Origin of the sequence: Cypionkella sp., from assembly GCF_028290025.1 — a bacterium.
Classification (GTDB): Bacteria; Pseudomonadota; Alphaproteobacteria; order Rhodobacterales; family Rhodobacteraceae; genus Cypionkella.
The window spans coordinates 11,180-31,565 of the sequence record NZ_JAQGKQ010000090.1 but is presented as its reverse complement, the minus strand read 5'-3'; the positions used below and the strand labels follow the sequence as shown (position 1 = coordinate 31,565).

Below are 20,386 nucleotides of genomic sequence, written 5' to 3'. Positions count from 1 at the left end.
TGCGCTTGTTGTAAGCGGCCAAGTCCGGCCGGTCGTCACACCTAAGGTACAGCTAATTTGTTAAAGCGCAAAGGCCGGAGCTTTCGCAAAGCCAGCCAGCACCGGAGCCGTGGCGTTGAACGAGAACCGCCAGTTTACCCGACCATCGTTTTTATGGCCAATTTTCACCAAGCCCAACGCGCCCTGCATGAAAATCGCGGCAATCCGGCCACCTTCGGCCAATTGCGCTAGCAAAGCCTCGGGCACGTCCTGCACGCCGCCTTCAACTATGATAACATCGTAAGAGCCCGGAGCGCCTGTCTCTAGCGGGCCGCTCACCACCGTTACGTTCGACACAGCCTGTGCCGCCAAACTGGCCTGCGCCGCTGCAGCCAATGCCTCAGTTTCCAAAAGCACGACCGAGGTCAGCATCCGCGCAAGCACAGCCGCGCCATACCCCAATCCGCCCGCAACATACAAAGCGCGGTCGGTTGGCTGCACGTCAAGCGCATCCAATATCTTCGCCAAAGTGCGGGCCTCCACCATCACCCGACCACCAATATCAAGGTTTTCCCCGACATAAGCAGCCTCCGCCTTGGCAAGCGGCACATAGGCTTCGCGTGGCACCGAAAGCATAGCCTCGATGATCGGAAATTTCGTGACATCAGAAGGGCGGACTTGGGTGTCGACCATCATCACGCGGCGGGCAGAAAAATCGCTCATCTGTCTAAACTCACCAGTCTAGTTTGCGTCTCTTTCCTCTTGCCACATCTGATCCAACAGAGCAACGCCCCATCGCAACAAGCCTCCGAATGTGATGCGCTGGTGTCGCTTCAGCGGCTTCGCTGCCGCCAAAATCAGCATTGATTGGGTGCCGCTGGCTGCGCGCGCGTCTGTTTTTGCTGCGCAGGCATTGATCGCAACCGATCATTAATCTTCTAACCGCATGATCCGAGATCAATGCCGTCACGAGGAATTTCGATGCAAAACCTTAGCCCTGCCGATGAGTTATCTGAAATCCGCGCCGCGGTCGCGCGGCTTAAAGCCCGCGAGATCAGCCTTTGCGCCAGTATAGAACAGGCGGCGCAAAGCCCAGCACCCACCCCGTCGCGCCCCGGATGGCCGATCATCCGCACGGCCGCAGTGCATTAGCGCCGCCGCTCGTCAACCGCCGTCGCGCAGGCGAAATCGCTGGATCTTACCGGTCTGTGTCTTCGGCAGCGCCGCTACAAACACCACGTTGCGAGGATATTTATACGGCGCGATCACCCGCTTCACATGGTCTTGCAGCGCCCTGATCATCAGCGCATCGCCAACACAGCCCTGCGTCAGCACCACATGCGCTTCAACGATTTGGCCACGCTCCTCATCTGCCCGTCCGATCACCGCACATTCCAGCACATCAGGATGCGCCAAAAGCGCTGCCTCGACTTCCGGCCCGGCGATATTATATCCAGCCGAGATAATCATATCGTCTGAGCGTGCCGCGAAGTGAAACCGGCCCTCGTCATCCATCCAAAAGCTGTCCCCGGTCAGGTTCCAGCCGTCTCGTACGTATTTCTCTTGGCGCACATCTGCCAAGTAGCGGCAGCCGGTCGGCCCGCGCACCGCCAAACGCCCGACCTCTCCAGCCGGCAATTCCGCCATATCCGGCCCAACAACGCGCGCTTCATAGCCGGTGACAGGACGCCCTGTGCACCCCGGACGGTGATCGTCAAACCGATTGGTCAGGAAAATATGCAGCATTTCGGTGGCCCCGATGCCATCGAGCATCGGCTTACCAGTCTTGGCAATCCATTCGTCGTAAACCGGGGCGGGCAGAGTTTCGCCCGCGCTGACCGCCGCCCGCAATGAAGACAAATCCGCGCCTTCCGCCACCGCCTTCAACATCACCCGATATGCCGTCGGGGCCGTGAAACACACCGTGGCTTTATGGGTCTTGATCAGCTCGATCATATTGGCGGGCGTTGCTTGCTCCAACAAAGCCGCCGCAGCGCCAAACCGTAACGGAAACACTGCGAGCCCGCCCAACCCGAAGGTGAACGCAAGCGGTGGCGAGCCTACGAAAACGTCCCCTGGCGTGACGTTCAGCACCTCTTTGGCGTAACCGTCTGCAATGATGAGGATATCGCGGTGAAACGCCATCGCGCCCTTCGGCTCGCCAGTGGTGCCGCTGGTAAATCCGATTAGCGCCACGTCATCGCGCCCGACGGGTGGCGGGGTAAACCGCACAGATTTCGACAAAGCCGCGCGATCAAGTTCCGCATCATGGTTCGCCGTGCCATCAAACCCAACCACGGTTTTCAAAAAGCCCGAGGTCTTGGCGCAAGCCACCAGTTCCTCCATCAATCGCGTATCGCACAAAGCCAAAGCGATCTCGGCTTTATCAACAATCTGCGCCAGCTCACCCGCCCGCAGCATCGGCATGGTGTTAACCACCACCGCCCCCGCCTTGGTCGCAGCCAGCCAGCACGCCACCATTGCTGGATTGTTGGCTGACCGAATTAGCACGCGATTACCGGGCTTTACACCGTAATCTTCAACCAGCACATGAGCCAACCGATTGGACCAATCGGTGAGTTCCTTATAAGTGCGCTGCCGCCCGTTGCCTATCAAAGCGGTATGATCACCAAAGCCCTTTTCGACCATTTTATCGGTCAACTCGACGCCGACATTCAGGTAATCTGGGTAGTCAAAGCCATCCAGCAAGAAATCTGGCTGCTGATCGGCAGGCGGTAAACGATCCCGGGTGAAGGTATCGCTGTGGCCCGACGGCCCGAGTTGTTGTGCGCGCTTTGACACCTCAGCCATCACACGCCCTCCGGTATAACAGCCGTCGCCTCAATCTCAACTTTCGCGCGGTCTTCAACCAAAGCCACCACTTGAACCAGCGCCATCGCCGGATAATGCCGCCCGATCACCGCTTTATAAACTTCTCCCAAGCCTTTGAGATTGCTCAAATACTCTTGCTTGTCTGTCACATACCAGGTCAAACGTACAAGATGCTCCGGCTTGCCCCCGGCGCAGGCGAGAACCTCGACTATGCCTCGCAACGCCGCTTCAACTTGGCCGACGAAATCGTCGGTTTCAAACTCCTGATCGGCGTTCCAGCCTATTAGCCCACCCGTGAAAACCATCCGCCCCGAAGCGGCCATGCCATTGGAATATCCCCGCGCGGCCTTCCAGTTTTTCGGGTGCAAAACCTCATGGCTCATGCCGCCTCCTCCATATATTCCGTCAAACGTTGCCGCATCGCATCAGGCCAAGCTGCCGATTTCATGCCGTCAATCCATACCAGCGTCAGCGCCACCCGCAGCCGCAGTTCCTCAGCCATATGGCCCTCAATTTTCAAAGCCACCGAGGACCGGCCCAGCTTTTCAATGACCAGCGAAAACAACACTTTATCGCCAAGCCGCGAGGGCGCTGCAAACTCCGCAGCAAGCGAAACCGTGGGCACGCCGTTCTGCGCACCGCGATGCATCGAGGCAAAACTGCGCCCCACCACATCGTTGAAAAAGTTCTCAACCACCGAGTTGGTCATCTCAAAATAACGTGGATAAAACACAATGCCTGCAGGGTCGCAGTGGTTGAACTCGATCTGGATCAGCCGCGTATAACTCATCCCAAAATGCTCCGAGCGATCACGATGCGCTGCACATCAGACGCGCCCTCATATATCCGCAACGCCCTGATTTCGCGGTATAAAGCCTCAACCGCGAAGCCATGCCGCACCCCGTCGCCGCCATGCAATTGCACAGCCATGTCGATCACCTTCTGCGCCGCTTCCGTCGCGTATAACTTCGCCATAGCCGCCTCACGACTGACCCGAGCCGCGCCCTGATCCTTCACCCAAGCCGCCCGGTAAATCAGCAAGGCGCTCGCATCGACCTGCAACGCCATATCCGCGAGATGCCCCTGCACCATCTGCAGTTCAGCCAGCGCCGCCCCTTGAATCCGCCGAGATTTCACCCGCGTTAAAGCCTCATCCAGCGCCCGACGCGCAAAGCCCAAAGCCGCCGCGCCAACGGTTGATCGAAACACATCCAGCACCGACATCGCGATCTTGAAACCATCGCCCGCCCGCCCGATCAGCGCGGTATCCGGCAAGATCACATCGCGCAAAGCCAAATGCGCGAGCGGATGCGGTGCGATCACCTCAATCCGCTCCACCACAGACAGCCCCGGGGTATCCGCTGGCAGCAAAAACGCCGACAACCCTTTCGCGCCCGGAGCCTCACCTGTCCGCGCAATAATCACATAAACATCGGCAATCCCGCCGTTCGAGATATAGGTTTTCTCGCCGTTCAGCACCCAACCGCCCTGCCCGCGCACAGCCGTCGTCGCCGTAGCAGCCACATCAGAACCCGACATAGGCTCGGTCAGCGCAAACCCCGAAATGGCCGTCCCCGCCCGCGTCCGCCCCAACCATTCGCGTTGCACGTCACTGCCAAACAGCGACACCGCCCCCATGCCAAGCCCCTGCATCGCAAAGGAAAAATCCGCCAAGCCATCATGCCGCGCCAAAGTCTCACGGATCAGACACAAGCTGCGCACATCCAGCTTTTCGCCCGCACCCGCGCCCGAATGTTGCAACCAACCGCCCGCGCCAAGCATCGCTACCAGCCCCCGGCAAGCCGCATCGACGTCGGTGTGATCGACGGGCAGATGCACCGAAGCCCAAGCCTCTAAAGCCGTCGCCAATGCCCGGTGACGATCCTCAAAAAACGGCCAGCTTAGGAAGCTTTGATCTGACACGGCTCATCCTCTGCGCTTAAACATCCCAGGGTCCGCGGCAGCGCCCCGGGGCTCGCAAGCAAGCGCCTTAATCCCCCGCGAAAACCGGCTTTTCCTTTGCCACGAACGCCCGATACGCCCGCTCAAAATCGCGTGTCTGCATACAGATCGCCTGAGCCTGCGCTTCGGCTTCAATCGCAGCCATCAGCCCCATATCCCATTCCTGCAACAGCTGCGCCTTGGTCACGCTATGCGCAAAGGTCGGTCCCGCCGCCAAGCGCCGTGCCAAAACCATCGCCTCGGCCTCCAGCGCATCGGCCTGATGCAAAGCGTTCCAAAACCCCCAACGCTCGCCCTCAAGCGCCGTCATCACGCGCCCGGTATACAAAAGTTCCGCCGCCCGACCCTGCCCGATAATCCGCGGCAGCATCGCACAAGCGCCCATATCGCAGCCCGCCAGACCGACCCGCGTGAACAGGAACGCGCATTTGGCTTCCGGCGTCGCGAGCCGCAGATCGGCGGCCATAGCGATGATCGCCCCTGCCCCAACTGCCACGCCATCCACCGCCGCAATCACCGGTTTTCCGCATGAAATCATCGCCTTGACAAGATCCCCGGTCATCCGGGTGAACGCCAGCAAATCCTTCATCGGCAGCCCGATCAGCGGCCCGATGATCTCATGCACATCGCCGCCCGAACAGAAATTGCCGCCGTTCGACGCAAACACCACCACATCGACATCATCCGCATAAACCAGATCGCGGAACAGGTCGCGCAACTCGGCGTAGCTGTCAAACGTCAGCGGGTTCTTGCGATCAGGCCGGTTCAGCCGCAGCACCGCCACCCGGTCCGAAACCTCCCACAGGAAATGCGCAGGCTTAAAATCCGCGAGTTTCATGCCTTACCCATCCTTTTCAAAATCTCGGTCAGACTGTCCAAATCCGCTTCGGTCAGCCCGCCAAACAGCCGGTCCACGGCGCGCTCATGGTCGCTTGCCAGCCCTTCAAAGTTCGCCAAACCCTGCGGCGTCAGCGCCACGAACACCGTGCGGCGGTCCTGATCGCTTTGGGTGCGCAGCACGAGGCCGTCTTTTTCCAGCCGATCCACCACCGCCGTCGCATTGCCGTTTGAAACCAGCAGCATTCGCGACAACTCGCTCATCGTCACGCCATCGCGCTTGCGATACAGCGCCGCCAGCACGTCAAAACGCGGCAAAGTGGTGTCGTGCTTCAGCCGCAAAAACTCACGCAGATGGCTTTCCGAGGCCCGCGTCACCCCGAGCATCCTGATCCACATTTTCAGCCGACGTTTTGACAGCTCACTCACAACTCACCCCCGGCAATGGTTAACGCCTGCCCGTTGATGCCTTCAGAGCCCGGCCCGCAGAGAAACAAAGCCATCGCAGTGACTTCCGAAGGCGCAATCAACCGCCCCTGCGGGTTCAATCCGGCCAAAACCGCCCGGGCTTCCTCCAAAGTTTTCCCGGTCTTCTCGGCAATCACCTCCACCGAATGATCGGTCATCGGCGTATCCAGAAACCCCGGGCAAATCGCATTCACCGTCACCGGACGCTTAGCAATTTCCAAGGCCAATGAACGCGTTAGCCCAATCACACCATGCTTTGCCGCAGCATAGGGTGCGACCTTGGCATAGCCCTTCAGCCCCGCAGTCGAAGCTACCGAAATCAGCCGCCCCCACCCCGGCATTTGGTTCAGCCCATCGCGCAGCGTCAAAAACACCCCCGTCAGGTTCACCGCAATCATCGCATTCCACTGTGCCAGCGAGGTTTTCGCCATCACCGTGGAATCCGCAGCCCCGGCGTTGGCGATCACCACATCACATGGTCCCGCAGCCAAAAACATCGCCCGCACCGAGGCTTCATCCGTCACATCCGCCTGCACCGCCCGTATCCCCAGCGCGCGCGACACAACTGCCTGCAACGCATCCAAGCGGCGCCCCGCGATCACCACTTCGGCCCCAGCCTGCGCAAAGCCCAGCGCGAGGTTTTCGCCCGCGCCGGAGCCTCCGCCAGTGATCAGCACACGTTTGCCAGCCAGCGTCATACTCGTATTGTGCCTTCTGATTTTTGCACCAAACGCTGCGCCTGATCACGGCCCGCATAATACGGTTTTGGCCATGTGGTGCCAGTATCGCCGAGCGCCACCGATTGATGCAAAGTCCAATACGGGTCAGCCAAATGCGCCCGTGCCAAGCAGACCAAATCCGCCCGCCCCGCCAGCAAAATCTGGTTCACCTGATCGGCTTCGGTGATGTTGCCCACCGCCATCGTCGCCAAACCAGCTTCATTCTTGATGCGGTCGCTGAACGGCGTCTGGAACATCCGGCCATAAACCGGTTTCGCCTCAGTCGAGGTTTGCCCCGCCGATACGTCAATAATATCAGCACCTTCCGCTGCGAACATTTGCGCGATCAGCACAGCCTCCGCAGGCGTCACGCCACCCTCTGCCCAGTCATGCGCCGAAATACGCACCGCCATCGGTTTATGCCCCGGCCAATAGCGCCGCATTTCGCGGAACACTTCCAGCGGGTAGCGCATCCGATTTTCCAAGCTGCCGCCGTATTCATCGGTCCGCACATTCGACAACGGCGAGATGAACGACGAGATCAGATAACCATGCGCCGCGTGCAGCTCGATCATGTCGAAATCCGCGCCCTCGGCCATCTCAGTCGCCTTGATGAACTGGCGCAAAACGCTGTCCATATCATCGCGGTCCATGGCTTTCGGCGTGGCATTGCCCGGCTGCCACGGGATCGCCGACGCACTCAGCAACGGCCAATTCCCCGACACCAGCGGCGCATCGGCATCGGCCCAACCCACTTGTGTTGAGCCCTTGCGCCCCGAGTGCCCGATCTGGCAGCAGGTCTTCGCCTTCGTTTCGGCATGGATGAAATCGTTGATCTTTTTCCACGCGAGTTCGTGCTTCGGCGTGTAAAGCCCGGTGCAACCCGGCGTGATCCGGCCATTCGCCGACACGCAAGTCATCTCGGTATAAACCAGCCCAGCGCCACCCTTTGCCCGCTCGGCATAGTGGACGAAATGCCAATCCCCGGGCACACCTTCCACCGCGCGATACTGCGCCATCGGCGACACCACAATGCGGTTTTCCAGCGTTAGCCCACGCAGTTGGAAAGGCGTAAACATCGGCGCACGGCCCGGCTGCCCACCATATTGCGCCGCAAACCAATCCTCAGCAGAGCGCAACCAAGCCGGATCGCGCATCCGCAGATTTTCATGGCTGATGCGCTGCGAACGGGTCAGCAGCGAATAAGCGAACTGCGGCGCGGGCATATCGAGATAACGCTCGACCTCCTCAAACCACTCAAGGCTATTGCGCGCCGCCGATTGCAGTCGCAAAACTTCCACCCGCCGCTCTGCCTGATAGCGTTCAAACGCCGCCTGCATGGTCGGCTCCGAGTGCAAATACTCCGCCAAAGCAATCGCGCTATCAAACGCCAAGCGGCTTCCGGACCCGATTGAGAAATGCCCCGTCGCCGCCGCATCGCCCATCAGCACGACATTCTCGTGATACCACTGCGCACAGATCACCCGCGGGAACTGCATCCACACCGCTGAGCCGCGCAAATGCGCCGCGTTCGACATCAGATCATGGCCGCCGAGATGCTTCTCAAAGATCTTCCGGCAAGTCTCAACGGTTTCCTCTTTCGACATCTCCTCAAAGCCCCACAGCTCCCACGTGTCAGGGCTGCACTCGACGATGAAGGTCGCGGTATCCTTGTCAAACTGGTAAACATGCGCCCAGACCCAGCCGTATTCGGTCTTTTCGAAGATAAAGCTGAACGCATCATCGAACTTGGCATGGGTGCCGAGCCAAACAAACTTGCACTTCCTCACATCAATATCGGGTTGGAACACCTCAGCATATTCGCGCCTAACCAGCGAGTTAATCCCGTCCGTCGCCACCACCAGATCGTATTCGCGACGATACTCCTCCGCCGACTTGAACTCGGTCTCAAATCGCAGATCGACGCCCAATTCCCGCGCCCGCGCTTGCAGCAGCACCAACATCGCTTTGCGCCCAATACCCGCGAAACCATGCCCGCCCGACACCGTGCGCACGCCGTTATGCACCACCGCAATATCGTCCCAATAGGCGAATTGATCGCGAATGGCCTGCGTTGAAACCGGATCGTTCTTAGCCATCCGCCCCAGCGCATCATCCGACAACACCACGCCCCAGCCGAAGGTGTCATTGGCCTTGTTACGCTCCATCACCACGACTTCGTGGGAGGCATCGCGCAACTTCATAGAGATCGCAAAATACAGACCCGCCGGACCGCCGCCCAAACACAGAACCTTCATCGAAAACCCCTCCAATACGTTTTGGCCCGCCAAGACGTTTGCCTCAGCCTGCCACCATGACAAAACAATTTCAAGCTTGAAATTTCTAGCTTGAATTTTCCCGCCCACCCCGCATAGTGCTGTCATGGAAAATCTGACGATCACCCAGCACCCGTTCTGGCTGCATATTGAGCTGAACCGCCCTGCGGTGAAAAACGCGCTGAACACCGCGACTTTGGCGGCGCTGGCCGATGCTTTGACCCAAGCCGCCACCGACCAGAACATCCGTGCCGTCCTCATCTCCGGCAATGATGGCAATTTCGCCGCCGGAGCCGACATCACCGAAATCGCCACCAAAACGAGCGCGCAAGCCGCAACCGACCCCCGCAAAGCCCACTGGGCAACCGTCCGAGCCTTCCCCAAACCGCTGATAGCCGCCATCGACGGCTTCGCATTGGGCGGTGGCTTGGAACTTGCCCTGATGGCCGACCTCATCATCCTAGGTGAGACCGCCAAACTCGGCCTGCCCGAAACCAACCTCGGGCTGATCCCCGGCGCAGGCGGCACCCAGCGCCTGCTCGCCCTTGCAGGCCGTGCCCGCGCCAGCCGCATGATCCTGACGGGCGAAATCATCGACGCTGAGACCGCCCACCAATGGGGCATCGCCGCCTATCTCGCCACAGGCTCTGCCCTGCCCGACGCCGTCGCCCTCACCACTAAACTCGCCCAGCGCGCGCCGCTCGCCCTACAAGCCGCCAAAGCAGCCCTCGTAGCCGGAGACGAAGCCACCCTCGCCTTCACCGTGGAGCGCGCAAATTTTGAGGCGCTGATGGACACCAAAGACAAAGCCGAAGGCATCGCCGCCTTTCGCGAAAAACGTAAACCCAGCTTCACAGGCGCATAATGCACCCCACCATAGGTATCATCGGCCTCGGCACCATGGGCCTAGGGATCGCGCAAGTCTTTGCCAGTGCAGGCTTTCGCACCATCGCCACCGACGCCCACGCCCCGGCCCGCGCCAGCGCCCGCGAGCGCATGGGGCAAGCCCTAACGGCCCGCATCACCGCTGGAAAACTCACCGAGCAAGCCCGCGACGCCACCCTAGCCAACTTGCAGATCGCTGAAACCCTAACCGAGTTCACCGCCTGCACCCTCATCATCGAAGCCATCGCCGAGCGTCCCGACGCCAAACAAGCCCTATTTGCCGAGCTCGAAGCCATCATTCCCGCCAGCACAATCCTCGCCACCAACACCTCTTCCATCCCCGTCGCCACCATCGCGAGCACCGCGACCACGCCCAACCGCATCCTCGCGCTGCACTTCTTCAACCCGCCCACCGCGATGAAACTGGTCGAACTCGCTCCCCACGCAGGCACCTCCACTGCGGCCCTCAGCCTTGCCCGCGAGATCGCCGAAGCCGCTGGCAAAACAGTGATCCAATGCCCCGACCGCCCCGGCTTCATCGTCAACCGCTGCGCCCGCCCCTATTACGGCGAAGCCCTTGCCCTGCTTGCCGAAGGCCACGAGGCCGAGGAAATAGACGCCGCGATGATGGCCGCCGGATACCGCCTCGGCCCCTTCGCGTTGATCGACTTGATCGGAGCGGATATAAACCTGGCCGCGACCGAGGGCCTATCAACCGCCATGCAAAATCATCCGCGTTATCATGTCTTCGCAGCTCTGAAAGGCCAAGTCGCCAGCGGAAACTTAGGCCGCAAATCCGGCCAAGGCTTCGTCTACCCCGCGCAGACCACTCCGAAACCTAACCCAGAAATCGCACTGCGTATCGAGTCCACACTGATCAATGAGGCCGCTTGGCTGCTGGATGAAGGCGGCACCACGCCCGAAGGCATCGACACGGCTTTGAGGCTCGGCCTCAACTTCCCGCGCGGCCCGTTCGAATCCTTAAGTTTTCACACCACCGAAACAATCCTCGCCACCCTGCAAAGCCTCGCAGCCAAAGCGCCCGACGCCTTAAAACCCCGCTACGCCCCCGCCCCCTTCCTCATCCGGTGAACTATATGTCCGATACCTATTTTCTCTACCATTCCATCGGCATGTATCCCGGCAAGGCCGCCGATCTCGCCGCCGCCATGACCGAATTTGCGGGCGTGTGGGGCAAGCCCGATGATAGCCAATGGGCTTACGCGCTTGGCAAACGCGCAGATTTCATCGACCGCTGGCGCTCCATCCTGAACGCTCCGCCGCAGTCGATCACCGCCACCGAAAACGTCACCGCCGCCTTCCATGCGCTGCTGACCTCGCTGCCGGAAAGCCATCTGAAGGGCCGCAAAGTGCTGGTTGGGGCCGATTGCTTCCCCTCCAACCACTTCCTGCTGAACGGTATGGCCGAGAAATATGGCTTCACCCTGCACACCGTCCCACTCCGTCAGGGCATGGGATACGTCGAGGATGACGACTTCATTGAGGCTTGGACTCCCGACGTCGGCCTCGCCCTGCTGACGTGGGTATCGTCCCTCACCTCGCACCGCATCGACCTCAAACGCATGGTCGCCCACGGCCGCCGCATGGGGTCGCTGATCGGCACCGACATCACCCAAGCCGCTGGCCTGATCCCCTGTGACGTGATGGCACCCGAGGTCGATTTCACCGTCTCCACCTCCCTCAAATGGATGTGCGGCACCCCCGGAGCAGGCATCCTCTACGTCAGCCCGCGCCTCACCCCGCATTGCCACCCCGAGTTGCGCGGCTGGTTTTCGCAAGCCAACCCGTTCAACTGGGATATCACCGCGTTCGAATACGCCCCCGACATCCGCCGCTATGACAACGGCACCCCCGGCACGATGGCGGCGCTCGGGAGCCTGCCCGCCTTGGATTGGCACGCCACCCAAGACCAAAGCGCGCTCTTGGCCCACAACCGCCAACTCACCGCCCGCATCATTGAGGCCGCCGACGCGCTAAACCTTACCCTGCTTAGCCCAAGGCACCCCGACAAACGCGGCGGCTCGATCATGTTGCGCCTGCCCGAAACCCACAAAGCCGCCGAAATCGTCAACACCTTACGCGCCCAAGGCATCACCACCGACGCCCGCAGCCAAACCCTCCGCCTCTCCCCCGGCAACCTGACCACAATGGCAGGCACCGAAACCCTGATCGCAGCCCTCACCAAACTATTGCGCCCTTAACAATTCACATCGGCAAAAATACTCCCGCCGGAGGCTCTGACAGCAACACGAAAGCCTCCGGCACGATCACTCCCTAACCATTTCGCCTTGGCAAAAATATCCCCGCCGGAGGCATCCACCCCACAACCAAAGCCTCCATCACATACCAGATCGCCATCCCAAAAACCAAAACCACCCGCCCCAAACCCCTAACAAACCCTTAACTTCCAAAAGCCCCCCTTGATAACTAACAATTTTCCAAACAGTCCACACGCGGGCAGCCCTCGTTCTTTCCCGTTGCCCGACTCTCGCGGCGAGCCTACCCTGCGCCCATTCATCCACGGGAGGATACTATGACCGCACCCCTAGGCTTCGACACCCTTGCCATCCACGCAGGCACTGCACCCGACCCAGCCACCGGGGCGCGGCAAGTCCCGATCTACCAAACCACCGCCTACGTTTTCCGAGACGCCGATCACGCAGCGAAACTCTTCAACCTGCAAGAGGTCGGCTACATCTATTCTCGCCTGACAAACCCCACCGTCTCAGCCCTCGCCAACCGAGTGGCCGCGCTAGAAGGCGGAGCCGGAGCCGTCGCCTGCTCGTCCGGTCACGCAGCCCAAATCATGGCGCTGTTCCCATTAATGGGCCCGGGCCTGAACATCGTCGCCTCGTCACGCCTCTACGGCGGCACGATCACCCAGTTCAGCCAAACCATCAAACGCTTCGGCTGGTCGGCGAAATTTGTCGATACCGAAGACCTGCTCGCCGTCGAGCACGCCATTGACGAAAACACCCGCGCGATCTTCTGCGAGACCATCGCCAACCCCGGTGGCTATGTCAGCGACCTCGACGCATTGGCCCGCATTGCCGATCAAGCGGGCATCCCCCTGATCGTCGACAACACCACCGCCACCCCCTACCTGTGCAAACCCATCGAGCACGGCGCTACTTTGGTCGTCCACTCCGCCACCAAATACCTGACCGGCAACGGCACGGTGACGGGCGGGGTCGTCGTAGACTCAGGCAAGTTCGACTGGTCGGCATCGGATAAATTCCCCAGCCTCAGCCAACCCGAACCCGCCTATCACGGCCTCACCTTCCACGCCGCCTTGGGCCCGATGGCCTTCACTTTCCACTCCATCGCCGTCGGCCTGCGCGATCTGGGTATGACGATGAACCCGCAAGGCGCGCATTACACCCTGATGGGGATCGAAACCCTCGGCCTGCGGATGCAGCGCCATGTCGAAAACGCCATCGTCGTCGCGGAGTATCTGGAGCAAGACCCCCGCGTAGAGTTTGTGACCTACGCGGGCCTGCATTCCTCGCCCTACCGCAAACGCGCCGAGTCGATCACGCCAAAAGGTGCAGGTGCGTTGTTCACCTTCGCGGTGAAGGGCGGCTATGACGCCTGCGTAAAGCTGGTGGATAGCGTGAAACTGTTCAGCCATGTCGCCAACCTTGGCGATACCCGCAGCCTGATCATCCACCCAGCCTCGACCACCCACCGCCAGTTGGCGGAGGAGGCGCAAATTCGCGCCGGCGCGGCCCCGAACGTGGTGCGGCTTTCGATTGGGATTGAGGACGTGAAGGATATCATTGCCGATCTGGATCAAGCCCTGACGGAAGCGACCTCGTAGAATGAACAAGCCCAGAGGGATATTCCTCTGGGCTTGTCGATTTGAAATACTTCCGCCGGAGATTCATTCAGCCAATGTCGGATGCCTCCGGCGGGGATATTTAAGGACAGATGAAACTAAGAAGTTACTCGACGATCTCATAGGTGATCGTCACAGCGGCGGACATTCCGATCTGACCCGAGGCGACTGGCACCGCAGCGGCAGCTTTCTCATCGCGGAACATCGGCGTCGGCGCACCATAGCCTGCGCTTTCCGTGATCGACTCGATCTTGCCCAACTTCACACCGGCGGCCGAAGTCAGCAATTCGGCGCGGGCCTTGGCGTCGGCAATGGCGGCTTTACGGGCCTCGTCCTGCGCCGGGCGTGGCGCTGCGAGATCAAAGGTGATGCCGTTCAGCGCATTCGCGCCATCGGTGATGCTGGCATCCAGCACGGAGCCTAACGTATCCAAAGCCCGCACCCGCACGCTCAGCATGTTCGACGCCACGTAGCCCGCGATTTTCGGAGTTTGGCCCGAATCGTAACCGATCCAATTTGGGTTCAACGACAGGTTGGAGGTCTGCAGATCGCGGTCCTCAATCCCTGCCGATTTCAGCCGGTCGATCACGGCTTGCAGCGCTTTAGAATTGGCAGCCATAGCCTCGGCAGCCGACGCACCATCGGTGGTGACGCCAAGCGAGATTGTCGCCATGTCGGGCGTCACTTGCACGGTGGCTTCACCCGTGACGGTGATCACGTTATCGGCAAATGCTGGGGCCGCGAGTGGCAGTGCGAGGGCAGCAGATAGAAACAGAGAATTAATAACACGCATGGGAACCTCCAAAAGTTATGCGCCTTAGCTGTATTGATATGACGCGCGCCGCAAGGCATTCCTTGGTGGCGTCTTGGCTTTTTCTTTCCTTCGGCAAAAAGCTGCTATAGGAAGGTCAAAACCGTGCGAGGCGCGTTTCCTGCGGTGCCCCCCTTGTGCTAGACCCGTGAAATGAAACCAGCTTTTGCACTCGACTTCCGCGATGAAACCATCAGCTTGCTGCACCGCTCTGGAAGCGGTTGGCAGCTTGTTGGTGCTGTTCCGCTTGATACACCTGATCTGACCGAAGCGTTGGGCTATCTGCGGGCGACCGCGCTTGGCCTCTCGCCGCGCGGGCTTGAGACCAAAGTCGTCATCCCGAACGAACAAGTTTTGTACCTGACCGTGCATGCGCCGGGGCCGGATGCGGCGTCGCGGCACGCCCAGGTTACGGCAGCCCTTCAAGGGCGCACCCCTTACGAAGTCGCCGACCTGGCCTTCGACTATAGCGGCACCGGGCCAGAGGTTCAGGTCGCAGTGATTGCCAAGGAAACCTTGGCTGAGGCGGAGGGCTTTGCAGCCGAACATCGCTTGAACCCGATCGCCTTTGTAGCCTCACCAGAGGACGGAACGTTTGACGGCGAGCCGTGGTTTGGGCTTTCGGCAATGGCACCATCGCTGGTCTCTGATGACAGTGAGGTTGAGCGCGATACGATGCCGGTGATGATGGCCTCGCGTGGTTCGCACACCGCTGTGCGGTCAGTTGCCGAGCCCGAGGCTGAATTCGCAACAACTTTCCAAGCCGACCCGCAGCCTGAGTTTGTGTTGGAAGACGCGCCGGTCGCCGAGTTCGAGGTTGAAACAGCGCCGGAAGCCTTTGACACACCTGACGCCGCTACCGGGCTCACTTTACCGCTGGATGCAGAGGCGCAGCCTGCTTACGAGGCGCAGCCTGCTCACGAGCCAGAGCCTGCTTACGAGCCAGAGCCTGTTTACGAGCCTCAGCCTGCTTACGAGCCAAAGCCAGCGCCGCCTTTTACTCCCGAGCCTGAGCCGACGCCTTTTTACGCGGGCACGCTATCGTCAGAACCGGAAGATATTCTCGCGGCAGCGGAAATGCGCGAAGCCGATACGGTAGCGGCCCAACCAGAGCTGCGTCCTGCAGCGCGTAATTTCACGCCTGATCCGGGGCTTGCAGCTGAAATCGCGGCAGCGTCCCCTGAAGCCGCCACACCAGACGGAATAGCCAAGCCCGCGCTTCCTACTTTTATCGAAGCGCAACGCGGCGATGTGGGCCCCGAAGACGATAGCGCTCTGATCGCTGCGTTGGCGGATACGCTTTCGGCCCCAATAGCTCAGCCCGTGTTGCCACGACCTGCCCCGCCCGAGTCTGCAAAGCCGTTGCAACCCGAGGCTGACGAAGCGCCAATGGCCTTGGATGTTGCCGATGAGAGCGGCGATGATGACAGCAATGATCTGGAAGAAGCCGAGCCGCAGGGTGCCGGTGCAATCCGCGCCGCGCTTTCGGCAAAAGCCGCACGGGTAATTGATCCGGCCATTGCCGAGGATCTGCCTCCACTGCCTTCAGCTGCTGCCTTAGGCGCGTTCTCTAGCCGTCGACAGGGCAACGATCTGCTTGCGGGCAAAGCACCAGCCTTGGGAGCGGCAAAAGCTGCTGCGCAGCGCCCGTCCGCAGCAAAGCCGCTGGCGGGGATGCAATCCGGCGATATGCAGGCTTCTTCTGCTATGCAACCGTCCGCTATGCAGCGCCCCGGCCTCCAACGGCCAGAGGCGGCTGTTAAACCAGCTAAATCCGGCAAACCCGGCTTGCGCGGCCTGTCGAATTTTGCAACCCCACCCAGCAATGGCGCGGTAAAGCCACGCAGCAAGGTGGCTATTCCTTCCGCATTGCCGCCGCTGAAATCGACGGAAAGTACCGGAGCCAACTCTGCCGCCAATCCGCAGCCTCCGCGTCCGGCTACTGCGCGAAGCCCCGGTGGTTTTGCGCCTCGCGAACCCGTAAAGGGCAAGCCGCGCTATCTTGGCCTTGTGCTGACCGTCGTGCTGTTGTTCTTGCTCGCGATGATCGCGGCATGGTCATCTTATTCGATGGGCGCATGGAACATTGGCGGCGATCAACCGGTTGAGGTTGGTGCTGCCGATAGCGAGGGCACAGATGCCACCGATATTCCTGACGCGAACGACGAAATGCTGGCGGATATGCAAGACCCTGCCGAATTGTCCGACACAGCCTCGGTAAGCGACCCCGGAGCGGCCCCGGTCGAAGATATCGTGCCTTCCCCCGATGCGGCGGATGCGGCCGATCAGGTGGCGGATGCCATGGCTGAGCCTGCCACTGAGGCGGCAGCGCCAGCCGCTGTACCTGAACCTGCCCCGGCACCCGCCTTGGATGTTGCGGCCGAGACAGCGCCGCCGGTGAACTCGACTACCGGCACCGATGATGAGATTTTCTTGGCCTCGACGGATGCGGCACCTGTATCGCCCGATCCGCTGTCGCTTGAGCAGCCGCTGCCGCAAGGCGATCAACTGCCCACGGCCCAGCCATCACCGCCACCATTTGGCACGGTGTATCAATTCGAGGCGAACGGTGCGATCAAACCGACGCCCGAAGGCATTATCACCCCTGAAGGGGTTTTATTGCGCGCCGGCAAACCCGCGTTGGTGCCAACCGAGCGCCCGGCGACAGTGGCTGCAGCGGCGGCGGCAGCCAAGCCCGCGGTGACGAACCCCACGCTGCCAGAGGTTGCGTTGCCGACAGCCACCGCACCGCCGGTATTGGCAGACCCTGCCCTTGCTGGCAAAAAGCCAAAGACCCGTCCCGCAGGACTTGTCCCTGCCAGCACGGATCAAGGCGCGCTGGCTCCGGTTATTGATAGCCGGCTTGCGGGCCTGCGCCCCTCGGCTCGTCCGCCAGGCATTCTTTCTGCTGGACGGCAGGCCCAACAAGCTTCGGCCGGTGCATCGCTCGCTGCGCAAGCAGAGCAACTCAACCAGGAAGCCGCCCTCAGTGGCGGATCAAAGCTCGCGGTTGCGATCAGCCGCAAACCTGCGACGCGGCCTCGAGATCTGAGCCGCGCGGTAGAGGCAGCCGTAGCCGCAGTTGCGCGCCAACCAGAACCAGAACCCGAACCCGTCGCAGAGCCCAAGCCGAAGGTGGCCGCCGCCCCCGAGAAAAACACCAGTGCCGAGGCTGACGGTGAGCCAGAGATTGCGTCTGCCGCGCCGAAAATTCCCACCAAAGCCACGGTGGCCAAACAGGCGACGTTTAAGAACGCTATCAACCTCTCCAAGCTGAACCTGATCGGCGTGTATGGCACGCAGTCAAAGCGTTATGCTTTGGTCCGCACCGCGGCTGGGCGTTACAAAAAGGTGCGTGTCGGCGATAGCATTGACGGCGGCGGGCGCGTGGCTGCCATCACCGCAACCGAAGTGCGCTATCAAAAAGGCGGACGTCTGGTCGCTTTGGCGATGCCAAAAAGCTGATCACTCCGCCAAGCCTCGATCCGGTTCTGACCAAGCGTTGCTTTGATCTACTAATTAAACGCGCGAAGTGCTTCGCTGGCGTAGCCCAAATTCAAGGCGGAACTGCTGCTTGTGAATCATTGTTTGAGGTATTTGCCGCAAGGATGCGGTTTTTCCCCTCGATTTATTGCTGCAATGTGGCCACGACATTTCTGCCGCATTGGTGCGAAATCAAATTCGAAGATCCAGATGTCTGGGCGGTTTGCCGCTGTTAGCGTGAAAGTGCGTGATGGAAAGTTTTTTGCTGCAAGCATCAATCTACCTTGGTGCCGCGGTTTGCGTGGTGCCTTTAGCGGTAAGGTTGGGCTTGGGCTCGGTGCTGGGCTATCTGGCCGCCGGGATTTTGATGGGGCCGATCTTGGGTCTGACCGGCGCCGAAACAGCCGATCTTCAGCATTTTGCCGAATTCGGCGTTGTGTTGATGCTGTTCCTGATCGGTTTGGAACTCGAGCCGAAATCGTTGTGGGAGATGCGGCATAAACTGCTGGGCATGGGAGGCGCGCAGGTGGTGTTGACCACGGGCAGCGTCGCGATCGGCTTGATTTGGTTCGGCATGTCACCTGCGGTGGCGTTTGTTTTGGGCATGATGGCCTCGCTGTCATCGACCGCAATCGTGCTGCAAACGCTGTCCGAAAAAAACCTGATGCGCACACAAGGCGGCCGTTCAGCGTTCTCGGTGTTGCTGACCCAAGATATGGCGGTGATCCCAATGTTGGCGATCATTCCGCTGCTCGCGCTGCCCGATCTGGTCGGCCAGACCTCCGACGTTTACGGCGTTATCAATAGGCAGGATGTGGTCGAACACGCCGCAACTTCGCAGCTGATCACCACCGTGCAATCGTTGCCGGGCTGGGGTGCCGGGCTTTTGACGCTGGCGATTGTCGCGGGCATTGTACTGGCGGGTCATTATCTGAGCCGCCCGATATTCCGCTTTGTCCATGCAGCGAAACTGCCGGAAATGAGCACGTTCATCAGCCTTCTGATGGTGCTGGGTATCGCTTTTCTGATGATGCTGGTCGGCCTCTCGCCAGCTTTGGGCACCTTCGTGGCGGGGGTTGTTCTGGCGAACTCGGAGTTTCGCCATCAGCTTGAGGCCGATCTCAAACCGTTCAAGGGCCTGCTGCTTGGGCTGTTCTTTATGACGGTCGGAGTCGGCATCAACTTCAAAATGCTGGCGCGAGAGCCGCTGCTGGTGCTGGGCCTAACGCTGGGGCTGATGCTGCTGAAGGCGCTGATACTGCTGGCGATTTCTTTGGTGTTCAAACTAAAACGGCATGATCGCTGGCTGTTCGCGCTTAGTTTGGCGCAGGGCGGTGAGTTTGGTTTTCTGATCGTCAGCATTGCGCGATCGGAAAGCGCCTTACCGCTTGCGGCGGGTCAAATGGGGCTGCTGGTGATCAGTCTGTCGATGCTGCTGACGCCATTGCTGTTCATCGGTTATGATTGGCTGACCGCGCGCTTTGCCCATCGTACGCCCGATCATGCCCCCGATGAAATCGACGAGAAGGGCCAGGTAATCATCGCTGGAATCGGGCGGTTTGGGCAGGTGGTCAATCGGTTGGTGCGCACGTCTGGCATCCCGACGGTGGTGCTCGACAACGATATGACCACGATTGAAACGATGCGAAAATTCGGTGTGAAGGGCTTTTTTGGCGATCCTGGGCGGCCAGAACTGTTGGATGCGGCGGGCTTGGCCGATGCGCAGGTGATCGTTATCGCGATGGATGACCGCGAGACTGCGACGCGGATTGTGCGCTACGCCAGATCGCGGCGCCCGGATATTCACATCGTCGCGCGGGCCCGCGACCGGGTGCATGTCTATGAGTTGTATCAGGCGGGTGCCAATGACATCGTGCGCGAAACCTTTGACAGCTCCATCCGGGCCGGGCGCTATGTACTGGAAAACATGGGGTTTTCTGAGTATGAGGCCGCCAAGGTCAGCCAAGCCTATTTCCGCGTTGACCGTGGAGCGATGCGTGATTTGGCGGAAGTTTGGGTGCCGGGTCAGCCCACCCATCTGAACGACGCTTATATTGCGCGCGCCAAACAACTCGACCGTGATCTCGAAATCGCGATGATGGAGGAGTTGCACGAGGTCAGGCCAATGGCTGCAGAGGAACCGCCTGAGGTGCTGCAAGCGATGCTGTTTCCCGATATGGAAGAACCTACCGCTAAGCCAACGGACCAATAGCGACCAATGGAAAAGGCGGCCCGAAGACCGCCTTTTTGCTAAAATTTGGCCGCAGAACAAGCG

General features: G+C 60.3%; 17 protein-coding genes. 7 read left to right on the top strand and 10 right to left on the bottom strand.

The genetic code is table 11. The features are described 5' to 3' along the window. Nucleotides 1–60: 60 nt before the first annotated feature. Entirely contained in the window at nucleotides 61–702 is a 642-nt protein-coding gene (locus tag JWS10_RS15790) for a protein-L-isoaspartate O-methyltransferase (protein WP_299508816.1), read from the bottom strand. Between the two features lie 258 nt (nucleotides 703–960). On the opposite strand from JWS10_RS15790, the gene JWS10_RS15785 reads away from it, so the two are divergent. Beyond that, nucleotides 961–1,131: a hypothetical protein gene (locus tag JWS10_RS15785; protein ID WP_299482223.1), complete on the top strand. Its 171-nt coding sequence runs from the start codon at nucleotides 961–963 to the stop codon at nucleotides 1,129–1,131. A gap of 12 nt (nucleotides 1,132–1,143) precedes the next feature. On the opposite strand, the gene JWS10_RS15780 is transcribed toward JWS10_RS15785, so the two are convergent. From JWS10_RS15780 to JWS10_RS15745, 8 genes are all read right to left on the bottom strand, one after another. Beyond that, nucleotides 1,144–2,790 carry an AMP-binding protein gene (locus tag JWS10_RS15780; protein WP_299508815.1) on the bottom strand — a complete coding sequence of 549 codons (1,647 nt, stop codon included), beginning with the start codon at nucleotides 2,788–2,790 and terminating at the stop codon, nucleotides 1,144–1,146. Then, entirely contained in the window at nucleotides 2,790–3,194 is a 405-nt protein-coding gene (locus JWS10_RS15775; RefSeq protein ID WP_299508814.1) for a RidA family protein, read from the bottom strand. The genes JWS10_RS15780 and JWS10_RS15775 overlap by 1 nt, the downstream gene beginning before the upstream one ends. Next, nucleotides 3,191–3,601 (bottom strand): thioesterase family protein, encoded by a 411-nt coding sequence (locus JWS10_RS15770; protein ID WP_299508813.1) that lies wholly within the window; start codon nucleotides 3,599–3,601, stop codon nucleotides 3,191–3,193. Before JWS10_RS15770 ends, JWS10_RS15775 begins: the two co-directional genes overlap by 4 nt. After that, nucleotides 3,598–4,734 carry an acyl-CoA dehydrogenase family protein gene (locus tag JWS10_RS15765; protein WP_299508812.1) on the bottom strand — a complete coding sequence of 379 codons (1,137 nt, stop codon included), beginning with the start codon at nucleotides 4,732–4,734 and terminating at the stop codon, nucleotides 3,598–3,600. Before JWS10_RS15765 ends, JWS10_RS15770 begins: the two co-directional genes overlap by 4 nt. Before the next feature lie 67 nt (nucleotides 4,735–4,801). Further along, nucleotides 4,802–5,611, bottom strand: coding sequence for an enoyl-CoA hydratase family protein (locus JWS10_RS15760; RefSeq protein WP_299508811.1), 810 nt, complete (start codon nucleotides 5,609–5,611; stop codon nucleotides 4,802–4,804). Further along, on the bottom strand, nucleotides 5,608–6,039 hold the full coding sequence (locus tag JWS10_RS15755) for a MarR family transcriptional regulator (RefSeq protein WP_299482205.1): 432 nt from the start codon (nucleotides 6,037–6,039) through the stop codon (nucleotides 5,608–5,610). Before JWS10_RS15755 ends, JWS10_RS15760 begins: the two co-directional genes overlap by 4 nt. Continuing rightward, on the bottom strand, nucleotides 6,036–6,776 hold the full coding sequence (locus JWS10_RS15750; RefSeq protein ID WP_299508810.1) for an SDR family NAD(P)-dependent oxidoreductase: 741 nt from the start codon (nucleotides 6,774–6,776) through the stop codon (nucleotides 6,036–6,038). Before JWS10_RS15750 ends, JWS10_RS15755 begins: the two co-directional genes overlap by 4 nt. Next, the gene (locus JWS10_RS15745) at nucleotides 6,773–9,055 is read right to left on the bottom strand and encodes a bifunctional salicylyl-CoA 5-hydroxylase/oxidoreductase (protein ID WP_299508809.1); all 2,283 of its coding nucleotides are present in this window, start codon (nucleotides 9,053–9,055) and stop codon (nucleotides 6,773–6,775) included. The genes JWS10_RS15750 and JWS10_RS15745 overlap by 4 nt, the downstream gene beginning before the upstream one ends. A 124-nt stretch (nucleotides 9,056–9,179) precedes the next feature. Here JWS10_RS15745 and JWS10_RS15740 point away from each other — a divergent pair, with 124 nt between their 5' ends. The 4 genes from JWS10_RS15740 to JWS10_RS15725 all read left to right on the top strand — a co-directional run bounded on the left by JWS10_RS15740 (nucleotide 9,180) and on the right by JWS10_RS15725 (nucleotide 13,799). Next, nucleotides 9,180–9,938, top strand: coding sequence for an enoyl-CoA hydratase-related protein (locus JWS10_RS15740; protein ID WP_299508808.1), 759 nt, complete (start codon nucleotides 9,180–9,182; stop codon nucleotides 9,936–9,938). Further along, nucleotides 9,938–11,050 carry a 3-hydroxyacyl-CoA dehydrogenase NAD-binding domain-containing protein gene (locus JWS10_RS15735; protein WP_299508807.1) on the top strand — a complete coding sequence of 371 codons (1,113 nt, stop codon included), beginning with the start codon at nucleotides 9,938–9,940 and terminating at the stop codon, nucleotides 11,048–11,050. The genes JWS10_RS15740 and JWS10_RS15735 overlap by 1 nt, the downstream gene beginning before the upstream one ends. Nucleotides 11,051–11,055: 5 nt before the next feature. Continuing rightward, nucleotides 11,056–12,180, top strand: a complete 1,125-nt coding sequence (locus JWS10_RS15730) for an aminotransferase class V-fold PLP-dependent enzyme (protein WP_299508806.1) — start codon at nucleotides 11,056–11,058, stop codon at nucleotides 12,178–12,180. A gap of 332 nt (nucleotides 12,181–12,512) precedes the next feature. After that, nucleotides 12,513–13,799, top strand: coding sequence for an O-acetylhomoserine aminocarboxypropyltransferase/cysteine synthase family protein (locus JWS10_RS15725; protein ID WP_299508805.1), 1,287 nt, complete (start codon nucleotides 12,513–12,515; stop codon nucleotides 13,797–13,799). Between the two features lie 124 nt (nucleotides 13,800–13,923). Here the strand turns inward: JWS10_RS15725 and JWS10_RS15720 are convergent, their stop codons facing one another. Beyond that, nucleotides 13,924–14,610: an SIMPL domain-containing protein gene (locus JWS10_RS15720; RefSeq protein ID WP_299481291.1), complete on the bottom strand. Its 687-nt coding sequence runs from the start codon at nucleotides 14,608–14,610 to the stop codon at nucleotides 13,924–13,926. Nucleotides 14,611–14,781: 171 nt separating this feature from the next. Here JWS10_RS15720 and JWS10_RS15715 point away from each other — a divergent pair, with 171 nt between their 5' ends. Both JWS10_RS15715 and JWS10_RS15710 read left to right on the top strand, forming a co-directional pair. Continuing rightward, nucleotides 14,782–18,093: a hypothetical protein gene (locus tag JWS10_RS15715; protein WP_299508804.1), complete on the top strand. Its 3,312-nt coding sequence runs from the start codon at nucleotides 14,782–14,784 to the stop codon at nucleotides 18,091–18,093. A 268-nt stretch (nucleotides 18,094–18,361) separates the two neighbouring features. Further along, entirely contained in the window at nucleotides 18,362–20,323 is a 1,962-nt protein-coding gene (locus JWS10_RS15710; protein ID WP_299508803.1) for a cation:proton antiporter, read from the top strand. The last annotated feature ends 63 nt before the right edge of the window (nucleotides 20,324–20,386 follow it).